The organism is Cupriavidus sp. 05L310 (genome assembly GCF_056398185.1).
On record NZ_JBFTOX010000023.1, the window covers coordinates 46,229 to 64,469 of the forward strand.

Annotated in this window: 12 protein-coding genes; 4 read left to right on the forward strand and 8 right to left on the reverse strand. The window is 66.0% G+C overall.

Annotation, left to right across the window (positions count from 1 at the left end; genetic code table 11):
* Positions 1 to 132 precede the first annotated feature (132 nt).
* A complete protein-coding gene (locus tag AC1DS6_RS18010) occupies positions 133 to 897 on the reverse strand; it encodes a ChbG/HpnK family deacetylase (protein WP_477102864.1) in 765 nt (254 codons plus the stop codon).
* Positions 898 to 1,160: 263 nt separating this feature from the next.
* Here AC1DS6_RS18010 and AC1DS6_RS18015 point away from each other — a divergent pair, with 263 nt between their 5' ends.
* Genes AC1DS6_RS18015 through AC1DS6_RS18025 form a run of 3 tightly spaced genes read left to right on the forward strand, consistent with a single transcriptional unit; the run spans position 1,161 to position 5,073 of the window.
* On the forward strand, positions 1,161 to 2,339 hold the full coding sequence (locus tag AC1DS6_RS18015) for a polysaccharide biosynthesis/export family protein (RefSeq protein WP_441626152.1): 1,179 nt from the start codon (positions 1,161 to 1,163) through the stop codon (positions 2,337 to 2,339).
* A gap of 11 nt (positions 2,340 to 2,350) precedes the next feature.
* Positions 2,351 to 2,815 (forward strand): low molecular weight protein-tyrosine-phosphatase, encoded by a 465-nt coding sequence (locus tag AC1DS6_RS18020; protein WP_441626154.1) that lies wholly within the window; start codon positions 2,351 to 2,353, stop codon positions 2,813 to 2,815.
* The gene (locus tag AC1DS6_RS18025; protein WP_477102865.1) at positions 2,812 to 5,073 is read left to right on the forward strand and encodes a polysaccharide biosynthesis tyrosine autokinase; all 2,262 of its coding nucleotides are present in this window, start codon (positions 2,812 to 2,814) and stop codon (positions 5,071 to 5,073) included. The genes AC1DS6_RS18020 and AC1DS6_RS18025 overlap by 4 nt, the downstream gene beginning before the upstream one ends.
* A 183-nt stretch (positions 5,074 to 5,256) precedes the next feature.
* Here AC1DS6_RS18025 and AC1DS6_RS18030 read toward each other — a convergent pair whose 3' ends face one another.
* The 3 genes from AC1DS6_RS18030 to AC1DS6_RS18040 all read right to left on the reverse strand — a co-directional run bounded on the left by AC1DS6_RS18030 (position 5,257) and on the right by AC1DS6_RS18040 (position 11,105).
* The gene (locus AC1DS6_RS18030; protein WP_477102866.1) at positions 5,257 to 7,119 is read right to left on the reverse strand and encodes a serine aminopeptidase domain-containing protein; all 1,863 of its coding nucleotides are present in this window, start codon (positions 7,117 to 7,119) and stop codon (positions 5,257 to 5,259) included.
* A 100-nt stretch (positions 7,120 to 7,219) separates the two neighbouring features.
* Positions 7,220 to 9,553 carry a polysaccharide biosynthesis tyrosine autokinase gene (locus AC1DS6_RS18035; protein WP_441626250.1) on the reverse strand — a complete coding sequence of 778 codons (2,334 nt, stop codon included), beginning with the start codon at positions 9,551 to 9,553 and terminating at the stop codon, positions 7,220 to 7,222.
* An 85-nt stretch (positions 9,554 to 9,638) separates the two neighbouring features.
* Positions 9,639 to 11,105 carry a mannose-1-phosphate guanylyltransferase/mannose-6-phosphate isomerase gene (locus AC1DS6_RS18040; RefSeq protein WP_441626252.1) on the reverse strand — a complete coding sequence of 489 codons (1,467 nt, stop codon included), beginning with the start codon at positions 11,103 to 11,105 and terminating at the stop codon, positions 9,639 to 9,641.
* Positions 11,106 to 11,575: 470 nt separating this feature from the next.
* Here AC1DS6_RS18040 and AC1DS6_RS18045 point away from each other — a divergent pair, with 470 nt between their 5' ends.
* Positions 11,576 to 12,652 (forward strand): DUF1839 family protein, encoded by a 1,077-nt coding sequence (locus AC1DS6_RS18045; protein ID WP_441626160.1) that lies wholly within the window; start codon positions 11,576 to 11,578, stop codon positions 12,650 to 12,652.
* A 46-nt stretch (positions 12,653 to 12,698) separates the two neighbouring features.
* On the opposite strand, the gene AC1DS6_RS18050 is transcribed toward AC1DS6_RS18045, so the two are convergent.
* The 4 genes from AC1DS6_RS18050 to AC1DS6_RS18065 all read right to left on the reverse strand — a co-directional run bounded on the left by AC1DS6_RS18050 (position 12,699) and on the right by AC1DS6_RS18065 (position 18,238).
* Positions 12,699 to 13,421, reverse strand: a complete 723-nt coding sequence (locus AC1DS6_RS18050) for a Crp/Fnr family transcriptional regulator (protein ID WP_276288170.1) — start codon at positions 13,419 to 13,421, stop codon at positions 12,699 to 12,701.
* A gap of 310 nt (positions 13,422 to 13,731) precedes the next feature.
* Positions 13,732 to 16,281, reverse strand: coding sequence for a glycoside hydrolase family 2 protein (locus AC1DS6_RS18055; protein ID WP_441626162.1), 2,550 nt, complete (start codon positions 16,279 to 16,281; stop codon positions 13,732 to 13,734).
* Entirely contained in the window at positions 16,278 to 17,261 is a 984-nt protein-coding gene (locus AC1DS6_RS18060; protein ID WP_276288172.1) for a DUF1839 family protein, read from the reverse strand. The genes AC1DS6_RS18055 and AC1DS6_RS18060 overlap by 4 nt, the downstream gene beginning before the upstream one ends.
* Positions 17,261 to 18,238, reverse strand: a complete 978-nt coding sequence (locus AC1DS6_RS18065) for an amino acid--[acyl-carrier-protein] ligase (protein ID WP_441626165.1) — start codon at positions 18,236 to 18,238, stop codon at positions 17,261 to 17,263. The genes AC1DS6_RS18060 and AC1DS6_RS18065 overlap by 1 nt, the downstream gene beginning before the upstream one ends.
* Positions 18,239 to 18,241 lie beyond the last annotated feature (3 nt).

Genomic DNA, 18,241 nt, shown 5'->3' on the forward strand with positions numbered 1-18,241 from the left:
CGCCATGGTGCGGGATGCCGTTGAAACTAAAAATGTGCGCCAGCAAACAATGCGCGCGGCGGGCCCCATGGCGCAGCGGCGTGCCACACGAGCCGTGTTGGCATGGCGATCAATTCGGGCGCGGGCGATGTCCTATAAGTCTCCATAGCGCCGCAGCGCGATGCCGGCGCTCTTGAGCTTCGCAGCCAGTTCGGCGGGCTGGAGCAACGGCGCGGACTCGTCCCGCCGCCAGGGTTCGGCGAAGCCGGGATGAACCGACATCTCTGTCACGCCATCGCGCAGGATTGCCGGCAACCGCAATGCCCAGCCGGGCTCGCGCGGGTCCGCCGCGATGTAGTAATCGGTATGCCGAAGTCCGGAAAAGTGATGCAGCAACCATACGTTCAAGGCACCGCGTATCGCATTCTTCTGGAAATAGCAGTTTTGCGGCCGGCGGGCCCATTTGATGCCAGCCTGCAACATCTCCTGTTTGATCGCGCGGATGACCGCGGGGTACTTGTGCAAATGCCCATGCCCGTCGACATGCGTGACCTGCACGCCGTGATCGCGCAATTCGGTGAGCTGCTGGCGAAACGCCTCTCTTATATCCTTCTCCGCGAGCAGGCCTGCCATGGCGCGTACCCGCTGTGCCTTGCACGGCCGAAGCATGCCGTCGCCGCCGCAAAGGGACGACTTCCCAGCCTGTGCTGCAAGCCGCCCTTCGACGATATTGAAATGCAGGCCGAATGACAGCTGCTTGCGATGCTGCCTGGCGTAGTCATAGGCCAGCCTGGACGCGGGACACCCGGCCAGGATGGTCGCGCTGGTGAGAAGACCGCCTTCGAAGCAGGAAATGGTCGCCTTGACGGTGTCTTCGTCATACCCGAAATCGTCGGCGTTGATGATCAAGCTTCGCATCGTCTTCTCCAGCGCTAGCCGGGTTGCAGGAAGGGAGAAGGCGTGGCCCGAGGGCAACCCCGAGCCATGACACGCCCCTGCACGCAGGCTACGCAACGCTACTGCCTCAATCCGTGCGGCCGCCCACACTCCATCCCGATTCCGGCCACGCGGCGCAACCCCGCGGCCAGTGTGCGACAGCGCACCGAATCTGAACGAGCGGCTTTCTAAGATGCGATCATCCGTGGACATGGCATGCCTTGCGATGTCCGTTTGGAACAAGCATGGAGAATACCGTGAACGCATGCAATGATGAGCCAGAATTCCGCACCGGCGCTTCGCTTCGCAATACGATTCTCTCGCGCCTGACCTTGCTCGGCGCCTCCGCTTTGCTGGCAGCCTGCGTTGCCGCCTCGCCAGGGATGACGATGAGTTCCCGGGCCTCTACCACCGCGATGGGGTCGGACGCCGAGGTCGACGTGACGCCGATCACCCTGGACCTGGTTCGTGAACTGAAGGGCAAGAGCAGGCCGACCAATCAAAGTGTGGAAGAACTGTACGCGACACCGCAGCCTTACCGGATCGGTCCCGGAGACATCATTTCGGTGGTGGTCTGGGATCACCCTGAACTGGTGTTCCCGACGCAGACGTACAGCATCGGCGCCGCGTTCGAGATTCCGACCTCCAGCGGCGGCTCCAATGTGCCCGGCTATGTGGTCAGCGCCCAGGGCGATATCCAGTTCCCGTATGCGGGCGTGCTGAAGGTGGCCGGGAAAACCGCCAACGATGTGCGCGACCAGATGGCGCGCATCCTGTCGCGGGTGGTGAAGGATCCCCAGATGACGGTCCGCGTGCTGGGCTTCCGCAGCCAGCGCATCTATGTCGACGGCGAGGTGAAGACGCCGGGCATGCAAGCCATCGACGACGCGCCGATGACCCTGGTGGAGGCGCTCAACCGCGCCGGCGGCGTATTGAACCTGACCGGCGACAACAGCCGCGTGCGCGTCACGCGCGGGGAGCAGAGCTGGTACGTCAACATCCCTGCCCTGCTCGCCAAGGGAGTAGATCCCGCACGCATCATGCTGCGCTCCGGCGACATCGTGCGCGTCGAGCAACGCGAGGACAGCAAGGTCTTCGTCACCGGTGAAGTGGTGCGGCCGGTTTCGCTGCTGATGCGCAACGGGCGCATGTCGCTTAACGAGGCGCTGGGAGACGCGGGCGGCGTCAACCCCGGATCCGCCAACGCCGAGCAGATCTTTGTGATTCGCAAGTCGGCCACCGATGAACCGAAGGTGTTCCACCTGGACGGGACCTCGCCGATTGCGCTGGCCATTGCCGAGGGCTTCGAGCTCGAACCCAAGGACGTGGTCTATGTCGACGCAAAAGCGGTGGTGCGCTGGAGCCGGGTCATGAGCCTGCTGATCCAGCCGGTCGTGGGCACGGCAAGCATCGCTCGTCCGTAGTGGAGACGGCGATGATCCGCTCGATCCTGGTCGTTTGCCTGGGCAACCGGTGCCGCAGCCCGATGGCGGAGAGCCTGCTGCGGCGCGCCTTGCCCAACTGCCGAGTGCGCTCGGCCGGACTCGACCCGCCAGTGGGCGCCACCGCCGATCCGCGCGCCACCAGCCTGCTGGCGATGGAGGGCTGCACCCTGGAGTCCCATCGCGCCGTTACCGTCGACGAATCACTGATCGCCGTCTCCGACCTGGTGCTGGTGATGGACAACGAGCAACGCGACGAGCTGGAACGGCTCTACCCGCAGGCACGCGGAAAGACATACAGGCTGTGCGAGTTCTCACATGTCGATGTACCAGACCCCTACGGTGGCTCACAAGGCATGTTCGTGCTCGTGTTGGGGTTGATCAAGCAAGGGGTTGAATCGTGGTCGGCTCACATACAAGCGATCACGCCGGCAAACAGCTACGGGGAAGCGTCATGAATATAGTCAATTCGCGGAATCAGGCTCCGGAGACGTGGGACGATGGCGGCAAGCCGATCGACTTTACGTCCTATGTCGATGTGCTGGTCCGCTATCGCCGCACATTCCTCGTCGTCGCCGGGGGGGTGATCTGCGCCGGGCTGGTTTATGCGATGCTGGCCAAGCCGGTCTATCGCGCGGACATCGTCGTGCAGGTCGAGGACAGCAATGCCGGCGCTGGCGCTGCCGGCAAGCAGACGGCAAACGTCACGCCCGTGTTTGACGTCAAGCCGGCTGCCTCCGCGGAGATCGAGTTGCTGCGCTCACGCATGGTGGTGGGCAAGGCGATTGACAGTTTGCATCTCGACATCAAGACCTCGCCCCGTTACTTCCCCGTCGTTGGGCAAGCCTTCGCCAGTTTCAACAAGGAGTTGTCGACGCCCGGGCTGTTCGGCTGGGGCGGCTTTGCCTGGGGCCAGGAAAGCATCAGCGTGGCGAGCCTCGAAGTCCCGCCCAAGCTGGCCGACAGGACGATCCAGCTGACCGCGCTGGGCGGCAAGCAGTACCGCGTGAGCTTCGCCAGCAACGATGTCAAGTCGACCGGCACCGTGGGACAGCCGCTAACCATCGACACACCGCAAGGCAAGGTCAGCATGTTGGTCAGCGAGCTTGATGGCCGACCTGGCAGCGTCTTTTACGTGCAGCAAATACCCCGCGCCGCGGCCATCGAGGAGTTGCAGGAGAGCCTCATGATCCTGGAGCGCGGCAAGCAGAGCGGCGTGATCGGCATGACGCTCGAAGGCAACTCCGCCGAGAAGACGGCCGCCATCCTGAATGAAATCGGCGCGGAGTACGTCGAGCAGAATGTGCGCCGCAAGGCTGCGGAAGCCGAAAAATCCCTGGCTTTCCTCGATCGTCAGCTGCCCCAGCTGAAGCAACAGGTGGAAACCGCGGAGTCGCGCTACAACGCGATGCGCAATCAGCGCGGTACCATCGATCTGAGCGAAGAGTCGAAGCTCATCCTTGGCCAATCCGTGCAAATCCAGACGCGCCTGCAGGAACTCAGGCAAAAGCGCCAGGAGCTGATTGCGCGTTTCACGAGCAATCACCCGACCATCGAGATCATGGACTCCCAGATCGCCAGCCTGAATGCACAACTGAATGGCGTGACCGGGAAAATCCAGAAGCTGCCGGATGTCGAGCAGAACGTGTTGCGCCTCATGCGTGATGTCAAGGTCAGTACCGAGCTCTACCAGTCGCTGCTGAACGACACCCAGCAACTCAGGCTGGTGAAGGCAAGCAAGGTCGGCACGGCACGCCTGGTGGATACCGCCGAGGTACCGCTCAAGCCCGTGCGGCCCAACCGCAGCATGATTGCCGGCGTGGCGCTGGTGCTGGGCTTGCTGCTGGGCCTGCTGGCGGTTGTCGTGCGGCGCTTGCTCGACGGTGGCGTCAGCGATGCCGACGAGGTGGAAAAGTCGACAGGACTGACGGTGTACTCCACCATCCCCTTCAGTGCGCAACAAGCACGCCCGGAAGCCGCCAGGAAGGCGGGCGGCAAGGACGGCGGGCGCTGCGATGTGCTGGCTCACCTGGAACCCGGCGACCCGGCCATCGAGAGCTTGCGTAGCCTGCGCACCGCCCTGCAGTTTGCCCTGGCCGGCAGCCGCTCGCGCGTCGTGGTGGTCACCGGTCCGGCGCCGGGCGTCGGCAAATCGTTCGTCTGCGCAAACTTCGCGGCGGTGCTGGCCTCCGGCGGCAAGCGCGTCGTGCTGGTTGACGCCGACCTGCGCCGGGGCAGTCTCAATCATCGCTTTGGCGTGGCGCGTAGCCCGGGCCTGTCGGAGGTGTTGACCGGCACGCCGCTGAACCAGGCGATCCGCCGTCAGGTCCTGCCTGGGCTGGACGTCATCCCGACCGGCACCGAGCCGCCGCACCCGGCGGACCTGCTGCTCAGCGAGCAACTGGATACCCTGCTCGATACCTTGAAGGCACAGTACGACGTTGTGCTGATCGACACGCCCCCGGTGCTTGCCGCTTCCGACGCGGGCATCCTGGCAGCCAGGGCGGGCGCGGTCTTCATGGTGACCCGCGCCGACCAGACCACTGTCGGCGAGATCACGGCGGCGGACAGGGCCATCCAGCAAGCCGGCGGTGAGATCAAGGGGGTACTGTTCAACGGCCTGCGTATCGATGGCCGCTGGTACAGGGCGCACTACCACTTCGGCAAGTATCGCTATCTCAACCAGTACGGCACCTCACGCATCAAGCGCGCCTGAACCGCCGCTACGCGCAAAGGGCCGATGCCGTGAGGGCATCGGCCCTTTTCCTTTGATGGCCGTGCGCAAGACAAGCCTCGCAATGGCAGTCGAAAACAATGACTGGGGGACAGGGCTTCCGGCGCTCCCGGCTGGACGAAATCCAGCCCTCGCGGCAGCGCCAGGCGGTCTGCCGCGGCAGCCCTATGGATTCGCGGAGTTGAACAGCCCCGCGGTGCGGTAGGCGGGCTCGGACGCGAGGGGCGGCGCTTGTGGCGATTCATCCGTGGCCGCGGTGTCGGCCGCCAGTTCGGCTTCGTGCCGCATGACGTGCCGGACCAGGAACTCTGCGAATGCCTGGCGGCTCTCGGGCAGGAACAGCGAATGGTCCAGGCACGGCAGCGTGTGCAGCTTCACCCGCTCCAGCTCGCTGAGAGCCTTCATGTCGCCCCCGAAGCAAAACGCTGCTTCCTCCAGGCCGAGATCGCCCGTGCCATAGAGAAAATCGGTATACACGCCACGCCGGTTCAGCTCGCCCATGGCATGGCAGGCGAAACCGCTGACCGTGGCGATGTCGGCCGCGCCGCGCAGCCGTGCCATCAACCTGGCGTGGCGCTCGGCGGCACGGCGCGCGACCCGGCCAGCCAGGCTCGACACAATCGGCCATGCGTGAATCTCGCCGCTCAGCAGGCGCTGCCAGTTTTCCGGCTTGCGTGCCGCCACGAGGTAGCCTCGTATCGATTGCAGCTTGCTTCCGGCCGCGGCGTCGTCCGCAAGATCCCAGCGGAACTTGACGAGATTCGCCATGACCAGCCCACTGACACCCGCGTTGGCAAGCGCCGCGTGCAAGCTGAGATAAGCGCCCGAGCAGACGCCCGCAAGCACGATGCGCCTGAAGCCCCGGGCTCGCATCCACTCGACCGCGGCGCATACGTCCGCGCACGGCGGCGGCGAATAGATGGAAGGAATGCTCATCTGCCTTGCCGCTGCCGGGCTGTCGCCAAGCGCGGCTACGTCGAGCCGCAAGGCAGCCACGCCCAGGCGGGCGAGCTGGCGCGACAGCGTGACGAAGATCCTGCCATCGCCAACATGATGGTTGCCACCGGTATTCGGGAAAATCACCGCGGTGCCGGCCGGCAGGCGCTCGCGTGGCGCGCAAAGGATGCCGAACAGGCGCCCCCCGCCCAGCCAGACCGGCTGTTCGAAGCCGCCATCCACCTGCAAGCCCTGTGTCTGCCTGACGCGCGGTTCGCCGCGGTGCGGCCGCAGCCGTGCGGGCGCGGCGCCGGGCCGCAGCCAGTCGAGCAGTCTCCGCCAGGCCCGCTCGGGCACGGTGGCATACTCGGCCGACTGCATCATGGCGGGGTATTCGTCAAACCCGCCAAGTTCGACTTGCACTCCCGCCGCTTCGTAGCTCGCCGCCAGCGACGCCACCGCCGAGGCCGTGCCAGGCCAGGCATCCAGCATCAACACGCGCGGCGCCGGGCAAGCCCGCCGGCGCGCCAGGTTCAACGCGCCGATCCGGGCCACGGTTTCCGGTACAAGGCGGAATGCCAGGACTTGCTGGGCGCCGTCCTGCGCAGGCGCCACGGCGAGATCGGGAATCGCCCTGCTCAGCCAGTTGCCGTGGAGTGCCCGCAACTCGCGCAGGTAGGTACGGCCATTGGTCGCGGGCGCCAGCAGGATCAGGCCAGCGGCAGCCGTGCTGTGGTGGGTAGCCATGGCTTCAGCCGCAAGCACCGCAAGGGTTGCCCCGAGGCGCAGGCCGCAAAGCACTACCCGTTCGACGCCGGCCAGTTCGCGCAGCCGTGCCGCGGCCGCGACAATGCTCGCCACGGCCTGCTCGACGAACCTGGGGTCATCGTCGCCGCCGCCCGAGTCCCCGCTGCCCGGATAGTCAAAGCGCAACGCTGGCAGGCCCGCGGCGGCAATATCATCAGCCAGGTGGCGCCAGGCGCGATGCGACCACATGGCTTCGTGCCCGCCCGGCGCGCAGAGGACCACGCCGGTTCTCCCGGTCTCGCCGTGAAGCCAGCCGGCACAGCCATGCAATATGACGCGCTTCATGCCGACTCCCCGCTCGCGCCCGCCCGGGCGCTGCTTTCGCCTCCGATTGCGGCGCTGGCAAAGCCCACGCAGAAACGGGTACGCTCGCCAGCGCCAGGCACTATGCCATCCGCTCCACGCCGGCTGCGCGCTCCAGCTTTGGCACGCTGGGCGCGGGCTCGGGCATGCCCAGATAGGGATTGATGCTGTTGAACTCGGCACGGTTGCTGCGGCGGGCCGTCACGCCGTTCAGAATGCCGCCCAGAAGCCGCGCATGCGAACGGGCCAGGCGCTTGAGCGTCTCCTCGACCTGATCCGGCGGTGTCTGGTCCGCCCGCACCACAACCAGTGTCGAACCGGCAATATTCGCCACCAGCGTGGCGTCGGCCACGGCCATCACCGGCGGCGTATCGACGATCACAAGGTCAAAGCGGCTAGCGCACAGGCGCAGGCATTCCGCCAGGGCGGGACGCATCAGCAGTTCCGAGGGATTGTGAGGCGTCGCCCCCGTAGTCAGGATCGACAAACCGCTGACGACGGTGGGACGCACGGCGGCAGCCAGCGTGAGCTGGCCCGCCAGTATCTCCGCCAGACCGCCTTCAGCCCCCTGGTCGAACCAGCTCGCCACCTTGCCCCGGCGCATGTCGGCGTCGATCAGCAGCACACGCTGGCCGGCTTCGGCAAACAGCACCGCCAGGTTGATGGCGGCGAAGGTCTTGCCCGCGCCCGGTGCGGGGCTGGTCACGGCCACCACGCCATCGGCCGCGCTTCGCAAGCCGAAATGCAGCGCGGCGCGCACGCTGCGCAGGCCCTCCACGGCCAGGGAATGCGGGGCGCTTCGCGCCAGCAGATAGCGGTCGTGCAGACCCTGGCGCAGCAAATGCTTGATGAAATCGGGATAGGATTCGTCGAGCGCCTCCAGTGCCTGCCCCGGCTCGGGCCCCTCCAGCCGAGCCGCGCCCGGCGCCGCGAAGCCAGCGGCAATACCCAGGCGGACCTTGGCCTCGATGAGACGCTCCAGCTCTTGCTGCTCGCGGCTGTACGCAATGTCCCCGAGCATGGGCATGCCGAGCAGCGCTTCCGCTTCGTTGGCGCTGGCGACGGTCTGCTTCGTGCGCTGGCGCACGCTCACGCAGGCAATGCCAAGGCACAGGCCAAGCAGGCCACCGCCGGCGGTCAACGGCCAGGGCCCGGGCCCCACCGGCGACATCGGCACCACCGCATTGTCGACGACGCGGACCTGACTACTGTGGTCCGAGACAATCAGCGACAGTTCCTGGACCTTGTTGCGCAAGGTCATGTACATGTCCTCCGCCACTTTGACATCACGCGTGAGCGACACCGACTCACGCTCCGACATCGAAAGATTCTGCATGCGCGCATCCAGCTCTTTGCGCTCACGCATCATCTGGGTAATCTTGTTGTCAACGGTGCGTACCTCGTTGGATTCCGTGGTGAAGCGCTGCAGCAGTCCGGTACGTTCCATCTTCAGCGCGGCGATCTGCTTCTGGTAGTCGATGCTGCCATTGAGGTAGGACTGCGCGTCCTGCGAGGGCTGCATCGACCCGGAGCGCGAACGGTAACGCGTCAGCGCGGCTTCGGCGCGCTCAAGCTCGCCCTGTACGCGCGGCAGCTGGCTGGAGAGAAATGCCAGCGTGCTGGCCGCGTCGTCGCTGCGCTGCGCGGTCTGCCCCGAAATGTAGGAATTGGCAACACCATTGACCAGCGCCGCGGCCAGTTTCGGGTCGGGATTCTGCCAGGTGATTCGCGCCGTACCGGCTTCGCCCTCCTCGCTGCTGACCTTGAGCTCCCCGGCGATCGTGCTGACCATGGCCGCCAGGTCGTGCCGCGTAATGGTGAAGCGCGTGCCGGGCAGCGCATCGACGCGCGTCACCAGCAATTCCACACCGTTGCCGGTGGCAGGCTCGTCGACCTTGCCCTCAAGCAGAACGGCATCCGCCGAGCGCAGCACGAAGCGTTGCTCCGGCAAGACCTCGAACATCAGCGGCTCGTTGAACAGGCGCTCCGGCACGGTCATCTTGTCGACCACGAGCCGCTGCGCGCCCCATGCATAGCCAAGGTTCGCCGGCCAGGGCGCGCCAAACCTGCCCGGTGTCGCAAAGCGGGCCGCCAGGCTGCCCAGCAGCGGCGCCCGTAACGGCTCGGCGGAGATATCGAGATGCAGGTTCTCCACCACCGGGCCGACCATCGCCCGGCTCTTCAGCAAGCCGATATCGAAGGGGGCGGGCTTCGCACCGCGCGCAACCCCCTGTGTAGCGGCATCCCTGGCGCCAATCTGCACCAGCGCCTCGGCGCGGAACTGCCGCGGTGTCGACAGCGCCAGCAGCGCCGCAACCGCGGCACCCGCCAGGCCAGCGGCAAGGATCCAGCCGATATGATCGAGCATCGCGCCCGCGGGCACGATGCGCTCCGGCGCGACGCCGGCAAATGACATTTTGCTCACAGCAAATTCCCCCGCTAGGTTCGTCCCCGCCTTGCCTGCGCAGCGGGCAAGCGAGGCCTGCTCCCATACCGCAGTGCTAACCGCGCCCGTAGTTATCTTCGAACCGGACGATGTCATCCTCGCCCAGATAGGCACCCGACTGGACCTCGATGATTTCCAGCGGTGTCTTGCCCGGGTTCTCCAGCCTGTGCAGCGTGCCGATCGGGATATAGGTGGACTGGTTTTCGGACAGGATGCTGACCGTGTCGCCGCAAGTCACGCGTGCGGTACCGCGTACCACCACCCAGTGCTCGGCACGGTGGTAATGCATCTGCAATGAGAGGCTGGCTCCCGGATCCACGACGATGCGCTTGACCTGGAAACGCTCGCCGTGATCGATGGAGTCGTAGCAGCCCCAGGGGCGCTGGACCTTGCGATGATTCACCACCTCGCATCCGTGATCGGAGCGAATGCGCTGGACCACGTTCTTGACGTCCTGCACATGCGCCTTGTCCACGACCAGCACGGCATCCGCCGTCTCCACCACCACCACGCCCTGTACCCCGACGCACGCGATCAGGCGTCCCTCGGAATGTGCCAGGCAAGACGAAGCGCCATCGAACAGCACGCGTCCCCGCCCCACATTTCCCGCTGCGTCCTTGGAAGCGATATCCCAGATCGCGGCCCACGAGCCAACGTCGGACCAGCCAGCGTCCAGCGGCACCAGCATGCCGCTCACACCGGGCAAGGCCTCCAGCTTCTCCATCACCGCGTAGTCGATGGAATCCGACATACAGTCGCCAAAGGCTTCCTTGCCAATGCGGAACGTGTCGCCGCTGCGTTCACCGGTCTCATATGCAGCACGGCACTGCAGGTACATTTCCGGCTGCAGCTGGCTGAGCGCCTTGAGCCAGACCGACGCCCGCACGACAAAAATGCCGGCGTTCCACCAGTAGTCGCCCGACGCCACGTAGTGCTCGGCCAGTTCCAGATGGGGCTTCTCCACGAAGCGCTCGAGCGTGAAGGCCCCGCTATCCTCGTTCACGCCGGCGCGGATGTACCCGTAGCCGGTTTCCGGCGCAAGCGGGCGCACGCCCAGCGTCACGATGGCGCCACGGTCGGCATGCTGTATCGCCGTCGCCAGTGCCTGGCGAAATGCTTGCGGATCCGCCACGCTGTGGTCTGCCGGGGTCACGACCAGGACGGCATCCTCGGTCTCCCCCAGGCCGCCGGCCGCGTGCAGCGCGGCCATCGTCAGCGCGGGCGCCGTATTGCGGCCGCAAGGTTCGGAGAGGATCCGCGCGGGCTTGCCGGCTCGCTTCATCATCTCCGCGATCATGAAACGGTGGTCCTCGCCGCAGACCACCATCGGCGCCACTTCCTTGCCCGCCGCACGGCCGGCCAGTTCCGCCAGGCCGTCGAAGCGGCGCGCGGTGGCTTCCAGCAGCGTGTCATCGGCAACCAGGTTCAGCAACTGCTTGGGATGCTGCTCGCGCGACAGCGGCCACAGCCTGGTGCCGGCGCCGCCGGCCAGGATGACTGGCTGGATCGCGGTTATCGGCATGGACTGCACGCCTGCATCGGCGGACACTGCTATTGCCGCGCCGTCCGGCTGGTACGCGTCCCGAGTCGTTGCGTTCATCTTGCCTCCTTGCCTGCCGCAGCCCGGAAAGGCTGCGGATACTCGCCACGTGCGCGGAACACGGACTGTGCATTCTTCATCCGGGGGATCACCGGCGCGCATGCACTCGCGCCGCGCAGCGCCGGGGGTAACGCTTCCGGACATGAGGCCCGCCTGGGCCGGACGGTCCGGCGCATACTGACAGCCAGTGTAGGGAGCGGGAGCGGGGGTATCTGTTCGCTGCCGCACACGCCAGCCGCCAGGCTGTCCCCGCGCAAATGCCCCTGCCATTGTTGTGCCCTCTGTTGGGCAACGAACGGATGGAAAGCGCCAATACGGTTGCAATGGCAGCAAAGGCGCCTACCGGTTTTCGACGGACCGGGCAGCGCGGCAACAGACGCAGGAGGCGGAAGATGAAACGGGACGCTGTACTCATAAGCGGCGGCGGCGCGGACAATATGGCGCGGGCAAGGCCGCGTGCCGCCCGCCCGGCGGAGCTTGCCACCAGTACAGCCGCTACCGTAAGCCATCCGCACGTGCTGCATGGCGCGGACGCGATCTGGCAGGAGACCAACTGCTATATGGACCTGTGGATCGAGCTGTTGCATGGCCGGGGACTCGATCCGCGCGCCGCGCTGCCATTCACGGTGACGCAGGATTTCGAAGGGGACCATTTCACATTCTTCAAGTATCCGCAGATGGATCTGGAGTTGCTGTACGGCACCGTGGTGCAGGAAATGCCGGTCTATGACACGCTCGAGGCCCACGTCGTCGCACAGGTCAGCCGCGGCCATACCGTGCTGGTGGAACTCGACAGCTACTACCTGCCGGACGTACGCGCGACCGCCTATCGGCGCGAGCACGTCAAGACCACGGTGGCAATCGACCGCATCACGCCGGCGGCGCAGGAGCTTGGCTACTACCACGGCCTTGGCTATCACACGCTGGCCGGAGAGGACTACCGCGGCGCCATGCGGCTTACGCCCGAACTGAGCGGCAACGGCAACATACTGTTCCCCTACGCCGAGTTTGCCCGGCAGGCGAGAGCGCCGCTGCGCGCCCGTGCGCTGGTCAATGCTTCGGTGTCGCTGATGCGCCACCACCTGACCCGGCGCCCCACAGCCAATCCGGTCAGCCAGTGGCGCACGGCTTTCGGTGGGCAGATGGAAGTCCTGCTGGCGCGTGGAGATGCTTACTTCCACCAATACAGTTTCAACCTGCCGCGGCAGCTCGGTGCCGGTTTCGAGTTGCTTCATCATTATCTTGGCTGGTTGGCCGAGCACGATTACAGGATCCCGGCAGCGGCGGCACTTGCGGCCCGAGCCGTTGCCACCGAATGCAAGGTGCTGCAATTCCGCCTGGCGCGGGCCGTGGCGCGCCGGCGGCATGACGACTGCGCGGATTGCCTGGAAACGCTCGAGGCGTCCTATGAGCGCGCCATGGCCGGGCTGGTCTCGGCGTTCGGCTGTGCGACTCGCCTTCACGCCTGAGGCCAGCGTCGGCATGCCGGCCCCGGTGCGCCGGGGTCCGCTCTGTTCAGGCGTGCGCCAAGGCAGGCAGCAACCGGTCGTACTCGCGTTTGACGAGCTTGTAGCATTCGCAGGATTGCTTCTCGAGCCCGCAACGGTCCAGCACGGTGATATGCCCACGGCTGTGGTGGATGAGTCCGAGGTCCTCCAGCTTTCCGGCTGCCTCTGTCACGCCTTCGCGCCGGACACCGAGCATGTTCGCAATCACCTGCTGCGTGATCACAAGCTCGTTGGAACTCATCCGGTCGATCGCCAGCAGGAGCCAGCGGCACAATTGCTTGTTGAGGGAGTGATGGCGGTTGCAGGCCGCGGTCTGCGCGATCTGCGTCAGTACCGCCTGCACGTAGAGCAGCGTCACGCGCTGCAGCACCGGTGTGCGCATCAGCTCATTGCGCAGATCGCGGGCTGCGATGCGATAGGCGAAGCCCGGGCTGCGCACTTCCACGCGGCTGGGCATGGTATCGCCGCCGGTGACGACCGGGATGCCGACCAGGCCCTCGTTGCCGATGGCCGCGAACTCGACCGTGGCACCATCCTCGAGCAGCGAGAGCATGGAGACCACTGCCGTGGTGGGAAAGTAGACATGGACGATGCGCTGTCCCGAATCCGTCAGCAACTCCCCCGCGCGGAGCCTGACCAGTTCGAAGTGCCGGCACAACACCTCCCACTCGTGGCGCGGCAACGCGCTGAGCAAATGATTGACATGCAGATCTGACCGATGCGTGATCATTTTCGGACCTCCCTTGGACCCTAGGATCACGGCTGGTGCCAGCAAGACATCCTGATGCCCTTATGACTGGGCACTACTGTCAATGCCGTTCCACCCGTTGCAAACAACCGCTGACTTTCCGCCAGCTGGTGTATCTGTATTAAGCGCCACGCAACTCCGTTGTGACACTGGGCAGACGGCTAGTACTAGATCATCCCTTGGTAGGTTGGAGATGACACGGGCGGACACCGGCGGTCGTGCCCGCTTGGGCGCGCAAGCGAGGCCCGGCGGCTGCGCAGGCCATGCCAGGAGTGGGAATCAGCGGCGCGTCCTATGCGTTGTAGCTGACCGGCCGGTCCGCGTTGATGGCGTGAATCTCGCCCGAAGGGATGAGCGCACCCGGGGCGGGGGAGCCGCCGTCATGCATAAGACGGATACGCCGGCTCTCGCCGGGGGCAAGATGAAACCAGTCTTGTGCCGGTTGAAAGACATGATCTTCGATATGCACCCAGCGCGCGAAGCGCTGTGTGCTGATTGTGAGCCACCATTCACCCGCCACGCATTCGACTACAACTTTCAGGCCAGGCGGCTTGAGCGCGCTCGCCCTGCGATCCGGCAGGTAGGCCACCTGGCTCAGCAGTGCACCATCAGCCCCTACAAGCGAGGCCACGACGACGTCGTGCGCCGGCGGACCAAACCGATAGGCGTAGGTGAAATCGAAGAACACATCCATCAGCGACGCGGCCTCGATGCGGTGCGCCTCGCGTGGGGCAAGCACGAGGTCCTGCGTGGCTTCGGCCACCACCGTCTCGCCGTCGCGGTAGCAGCGCAGCGACAAACGCACCTGATGCGGCTCCGGCGATTCGTTGAGCAGGTGCAGGTGCAAGCCGTTGAGCCCCTCGTCCGTGAACAGCAACTGCAGCGGCTGCCAGACCTGCCGCAAGGCATGCCAGGCCGATTTGGGACGCGCGCATGCGTCCACGATCCCCCAGCCCGGCCCCGGCAGGAGATCCTGCAGCTGCCAGACCAGCCCGCCCGCGCAGGTGGAACCCACGCGCCGCCATTCGCTGAAGACATCGGTCATGATCTCGGCCACCACCGCGCGTGACAGTGCCAGATAGCGCCCCGGCCGTTCGTAGCGCAGGCGGGGTGGATCGACGTCATACAGCGTACGCAGATAGAAGTCGCGCACGTCCTCGAAATCCCACGGCGCGCCGGCATCGCGCGGCACGCGTGTCTTCCAGCGCGGATCGTGCAAGGGCTGGCCAAGGTCGTGCTCGGCCAGGGTGCGCTCGCAAGGTACGTTGGCAAACGCCAGGCATTCCGCGGCGAAACGCACATTGGCGAGACGCGCATCCGCCAGGGGGCGCTGGTAGGCGCCCACGCCGTAATAATGGCTGACGCCGGTATCGGGCTGGAAGGGCCATGCGCCTTCGCAAGGTGAGTTGCGCACGTAGACGACATCCGGCCTGTGCGCGGCCACCAGGCCGGGGATCAGCGCTTCGAACAGCGGCTGGCGCCAGGCCGCGCGCGCCGCACCCATCATGGCGGCTTGCTGCTCGGTCTCGCTGCCACCGCACAACACCGCGACGCTCGGATGCGCGCGCGTGGAAACCAGCCACTCCGTCACCTCGCACGCGGCGTCGTCCATCAGCGCGGATCCCGCCATGCCGTCGCTGCCGCCATAGTCGAAATTGGCGAACATGAAGTCCTGCCACACCAGCAGGCCAAGTTCGTCGCAGAGCCGATAAAAGTTCTCGCCCGGATAGCAGGTGACGCCGCTCACACGCACCATGTTCATGCCGGCCCCTCGAGCCAGCGCCAGCCAGCGTCCGACCGTCTCCTGCGCATCCGACAGGCCGTGCAGGTCGTGGCTCGACACGCACGCGCCACGGCAGAAAAGCCGCTCGCCGTTGATGCGCAAGGCAAAGGCGCCCGGCGCAGCGCCGCGGTCGGCCTCGATGGTGCGAAAGCCGATGCGCCCGCATGCCAGCGTGCCGCCCTGCACCGTGGCAACTATGCGGTAGAGATAGGGCTCGCCGTGCGTGTGCGGCCACCACAGCCTGGCATGGGCGATGCGCAATGTGCCAGCCAGCGTGTGGGCATCCAAGCGCCGCAACAGGCCCGCGCAAAGCGGCTCACCGTCACCATCGACGGCACTGAAACTGCCATGCTCTGGCGCTTCTCCCGGAAAATGCAGCCGCAGGGACACCACGCCCTCATGCCCCTCGATCCGGCTGGAGAGATCGGCGCGCATGCCTTGCGATGCATCGTCGCCGGCCGGGTCGAGCAGTTCGACCGGGCGCCACGGCCCCACGGCATGCACCGGGGGGCACCAGCCGGCCATATGGCCGAGCAGGGTGGTGCGCACCGCGCGCAAGGTCGCTGGCGCGATCATCCGTGGCTTCCAGCGGACCGCGCCGCGCTGTGTGCGCAGCCACGGATACATCGCGCGAAAGCACAGGTGCAGTGTATTCTCGCCCGCCAGTTCGACTTCGATCTGATGGCTCACGAACATATGGCGCGTGGTAAGCACCAGCGCACCGTTCAGCCACACCTCGGCCAGCGTGGCCAGGCCGCTGAACCGCAGCACGCGGCGGCCACTGCCCGTGAAGTGCACGCGGTACCAGTGATCGCGCTGGTGCAGCGGTGGCGGCGCGGCATCATCCCATCGGCCGGCGGCACGCAAGGCGCCCGCCACGGTGCCGGGCACGGGCGCAGCCAGCCAGCCGGCGCCCTCCGGCAAGGCGGCCGGGCACCCGGCGGCGCCAGCGGAGGTTTCGAGCCACACCCACTGCCCGGACAACGGCGCGCCTTTGACCGCGACGCCGGGCAATGCCGGCAAGCCGCGCCGATCGGGGGCGAAGTCGCGCGCACTCACCCGCCAACCTCGCCGAAGTAGGCAGCCAACGCCGGCACCGTCGCCTTGTAGGACATCTCGAGCTGATCGAAGCAATCCTGGCAGGGATCGGGCTTGCGGCTGATGACGGCACGCATCAGCCGGAACTGCATCACCATGGCCTCGGAGGCAATGGTGTAGCAAGCCTCGGCGATGGTGTCCGGCAGCGGCTGGCCATGCATCACCAGCCAGCGAAGGTAGCAACCCAGCAGCTCGAAATTGGCGCCCAGCTGGCGCAACACGCTCGACGCATAGGCCTGGAATCCCGGCTCCCCACGCCCCATCATCTGGTCCAGGTGCGCGGGGAAAACCGTACGAAAGGCGCTGATGGGATTGACCCGCGGCCGCCGTCCCAAGTGGCGGCGCAGCATGTCAAGCGAGATCCGCACCAATGCGGCATCGGTCTGGGGAGCAAAGCGGCGCCGCACCACTCTCGCTTGCGGATACGGCGCGATATTCTTGTCCTTCAGTTCCGCCGGCAGCCGGAAGATGGCCTGGTACTCCTCGCCGCTGACCGTGTGGTAGCCGTCGCCATGGTAGTAACCGGCGGTCGAGGCCTCCGGCACCAGCAGGTCCACACCGATGCAGGAACGCGCATGCAGGCGCCGGTAGCCAGCGGCGGCGGCATACGGCAGGTTGAAACTGTCGACGTCAAGCAGTACCACGTTGCCGCGGCATGTCTGCGCGGCAATGTGCCCCTCCAGGTTGTCGTACACGGACAAGTCGTGCACGGTGACACCATAGAGCCGCTCGAGATCGCCGAACGGGAAACTGAATAACGTGAACTGATCGCCCTCGAAATCCTGGCTCACGGTAAATGCCAGTGCGGCAATGGGCTCGAGTTCCCAGCCATGCAGAAGCTCTATCCACAGATCGACATTGCAATTTGCGTGCGACCACACCGGGTTCCCGCCGCGCAGACCGAGACCGCCGCGGCCCCCCAACTTGGGTGTTCCATGCATTACGCGCTCCAGAGCCGCTCGCGCACGCCTCGCGGCCAGCGCGCCGGATCGAGTCCATGGTGACGCAGCAGGGCAAGCCCGAGCCGCTCGATGCCAAAGCCCACGCAACCGGTATGCGCGGTGCCACCGTCGTCTGTCCGGATGCCCCACAAAGCACCGAAATGGTCCATATGGTAGTTGAAGCTCATACAGGCGGTAGGCGGCGCCCCGTCATTGACGGGAATCAGCAACTCGAACTTGAGCCGGAGCTCGCGCTGGCTGTCGGCCACGATCTTGCCGCCGCGCCCGAAGAACGGATCATTGGCCACGTCGACTTTCACCGGGAGCTCGAGCGCCTTGCCCAGTTGCAGCCCGCGCTCCATCCATAGCTGACGGAATGCCACGATGCGCTCGGCCGGCCCCAGGCACACGTATTCCCTCTGTCGGAACAACTGCATGCGCGTCGGCTCCAGCGAAGGCTCGTGCCGATAGCAATAGGACAGGACATCGACCACCTTGCCCTGCCACGGCAGCGGTCCCCGGCGCGCCATCACCGGGTAGACCGGATAGCAGGCTGCCGGTGTCAATACCACGCCGGAGAATGCCTGCTGGTCGGTCCACGCGTCGCCATCCTCCAGCCGTGCAAGCAGGCGGCGGTGGCCGCGGTCGTCGCCGCAGAAGCTATGGACGGTGCCCGCCAGCTGGGGAAAGCTCTTCATGTATTCACTGGTCTCGAAGTCAGCCTTTCCGATGGCGGGCGGAAATCGCAGGATCTCGGCGTGCTGGTCGCTGCCGAGCGCGGTGATCGCCGCGTTCAGGCCGTCGGCGATGGCTTCGAAGGTCTCGCTGCGACCGTACAAGCCCTGCACGCCGGTTGGGATCAGGAGGCCTGCGTCGAGCAGCGCCGCGAGAAACGTCGCCGGTCCGGTGCGGGCCGCCGGTGGCTCGTCGGCGCCGCTCGTGGCCAGGGTGTCGCTGATAAGGGCAATGGAATCCATCTT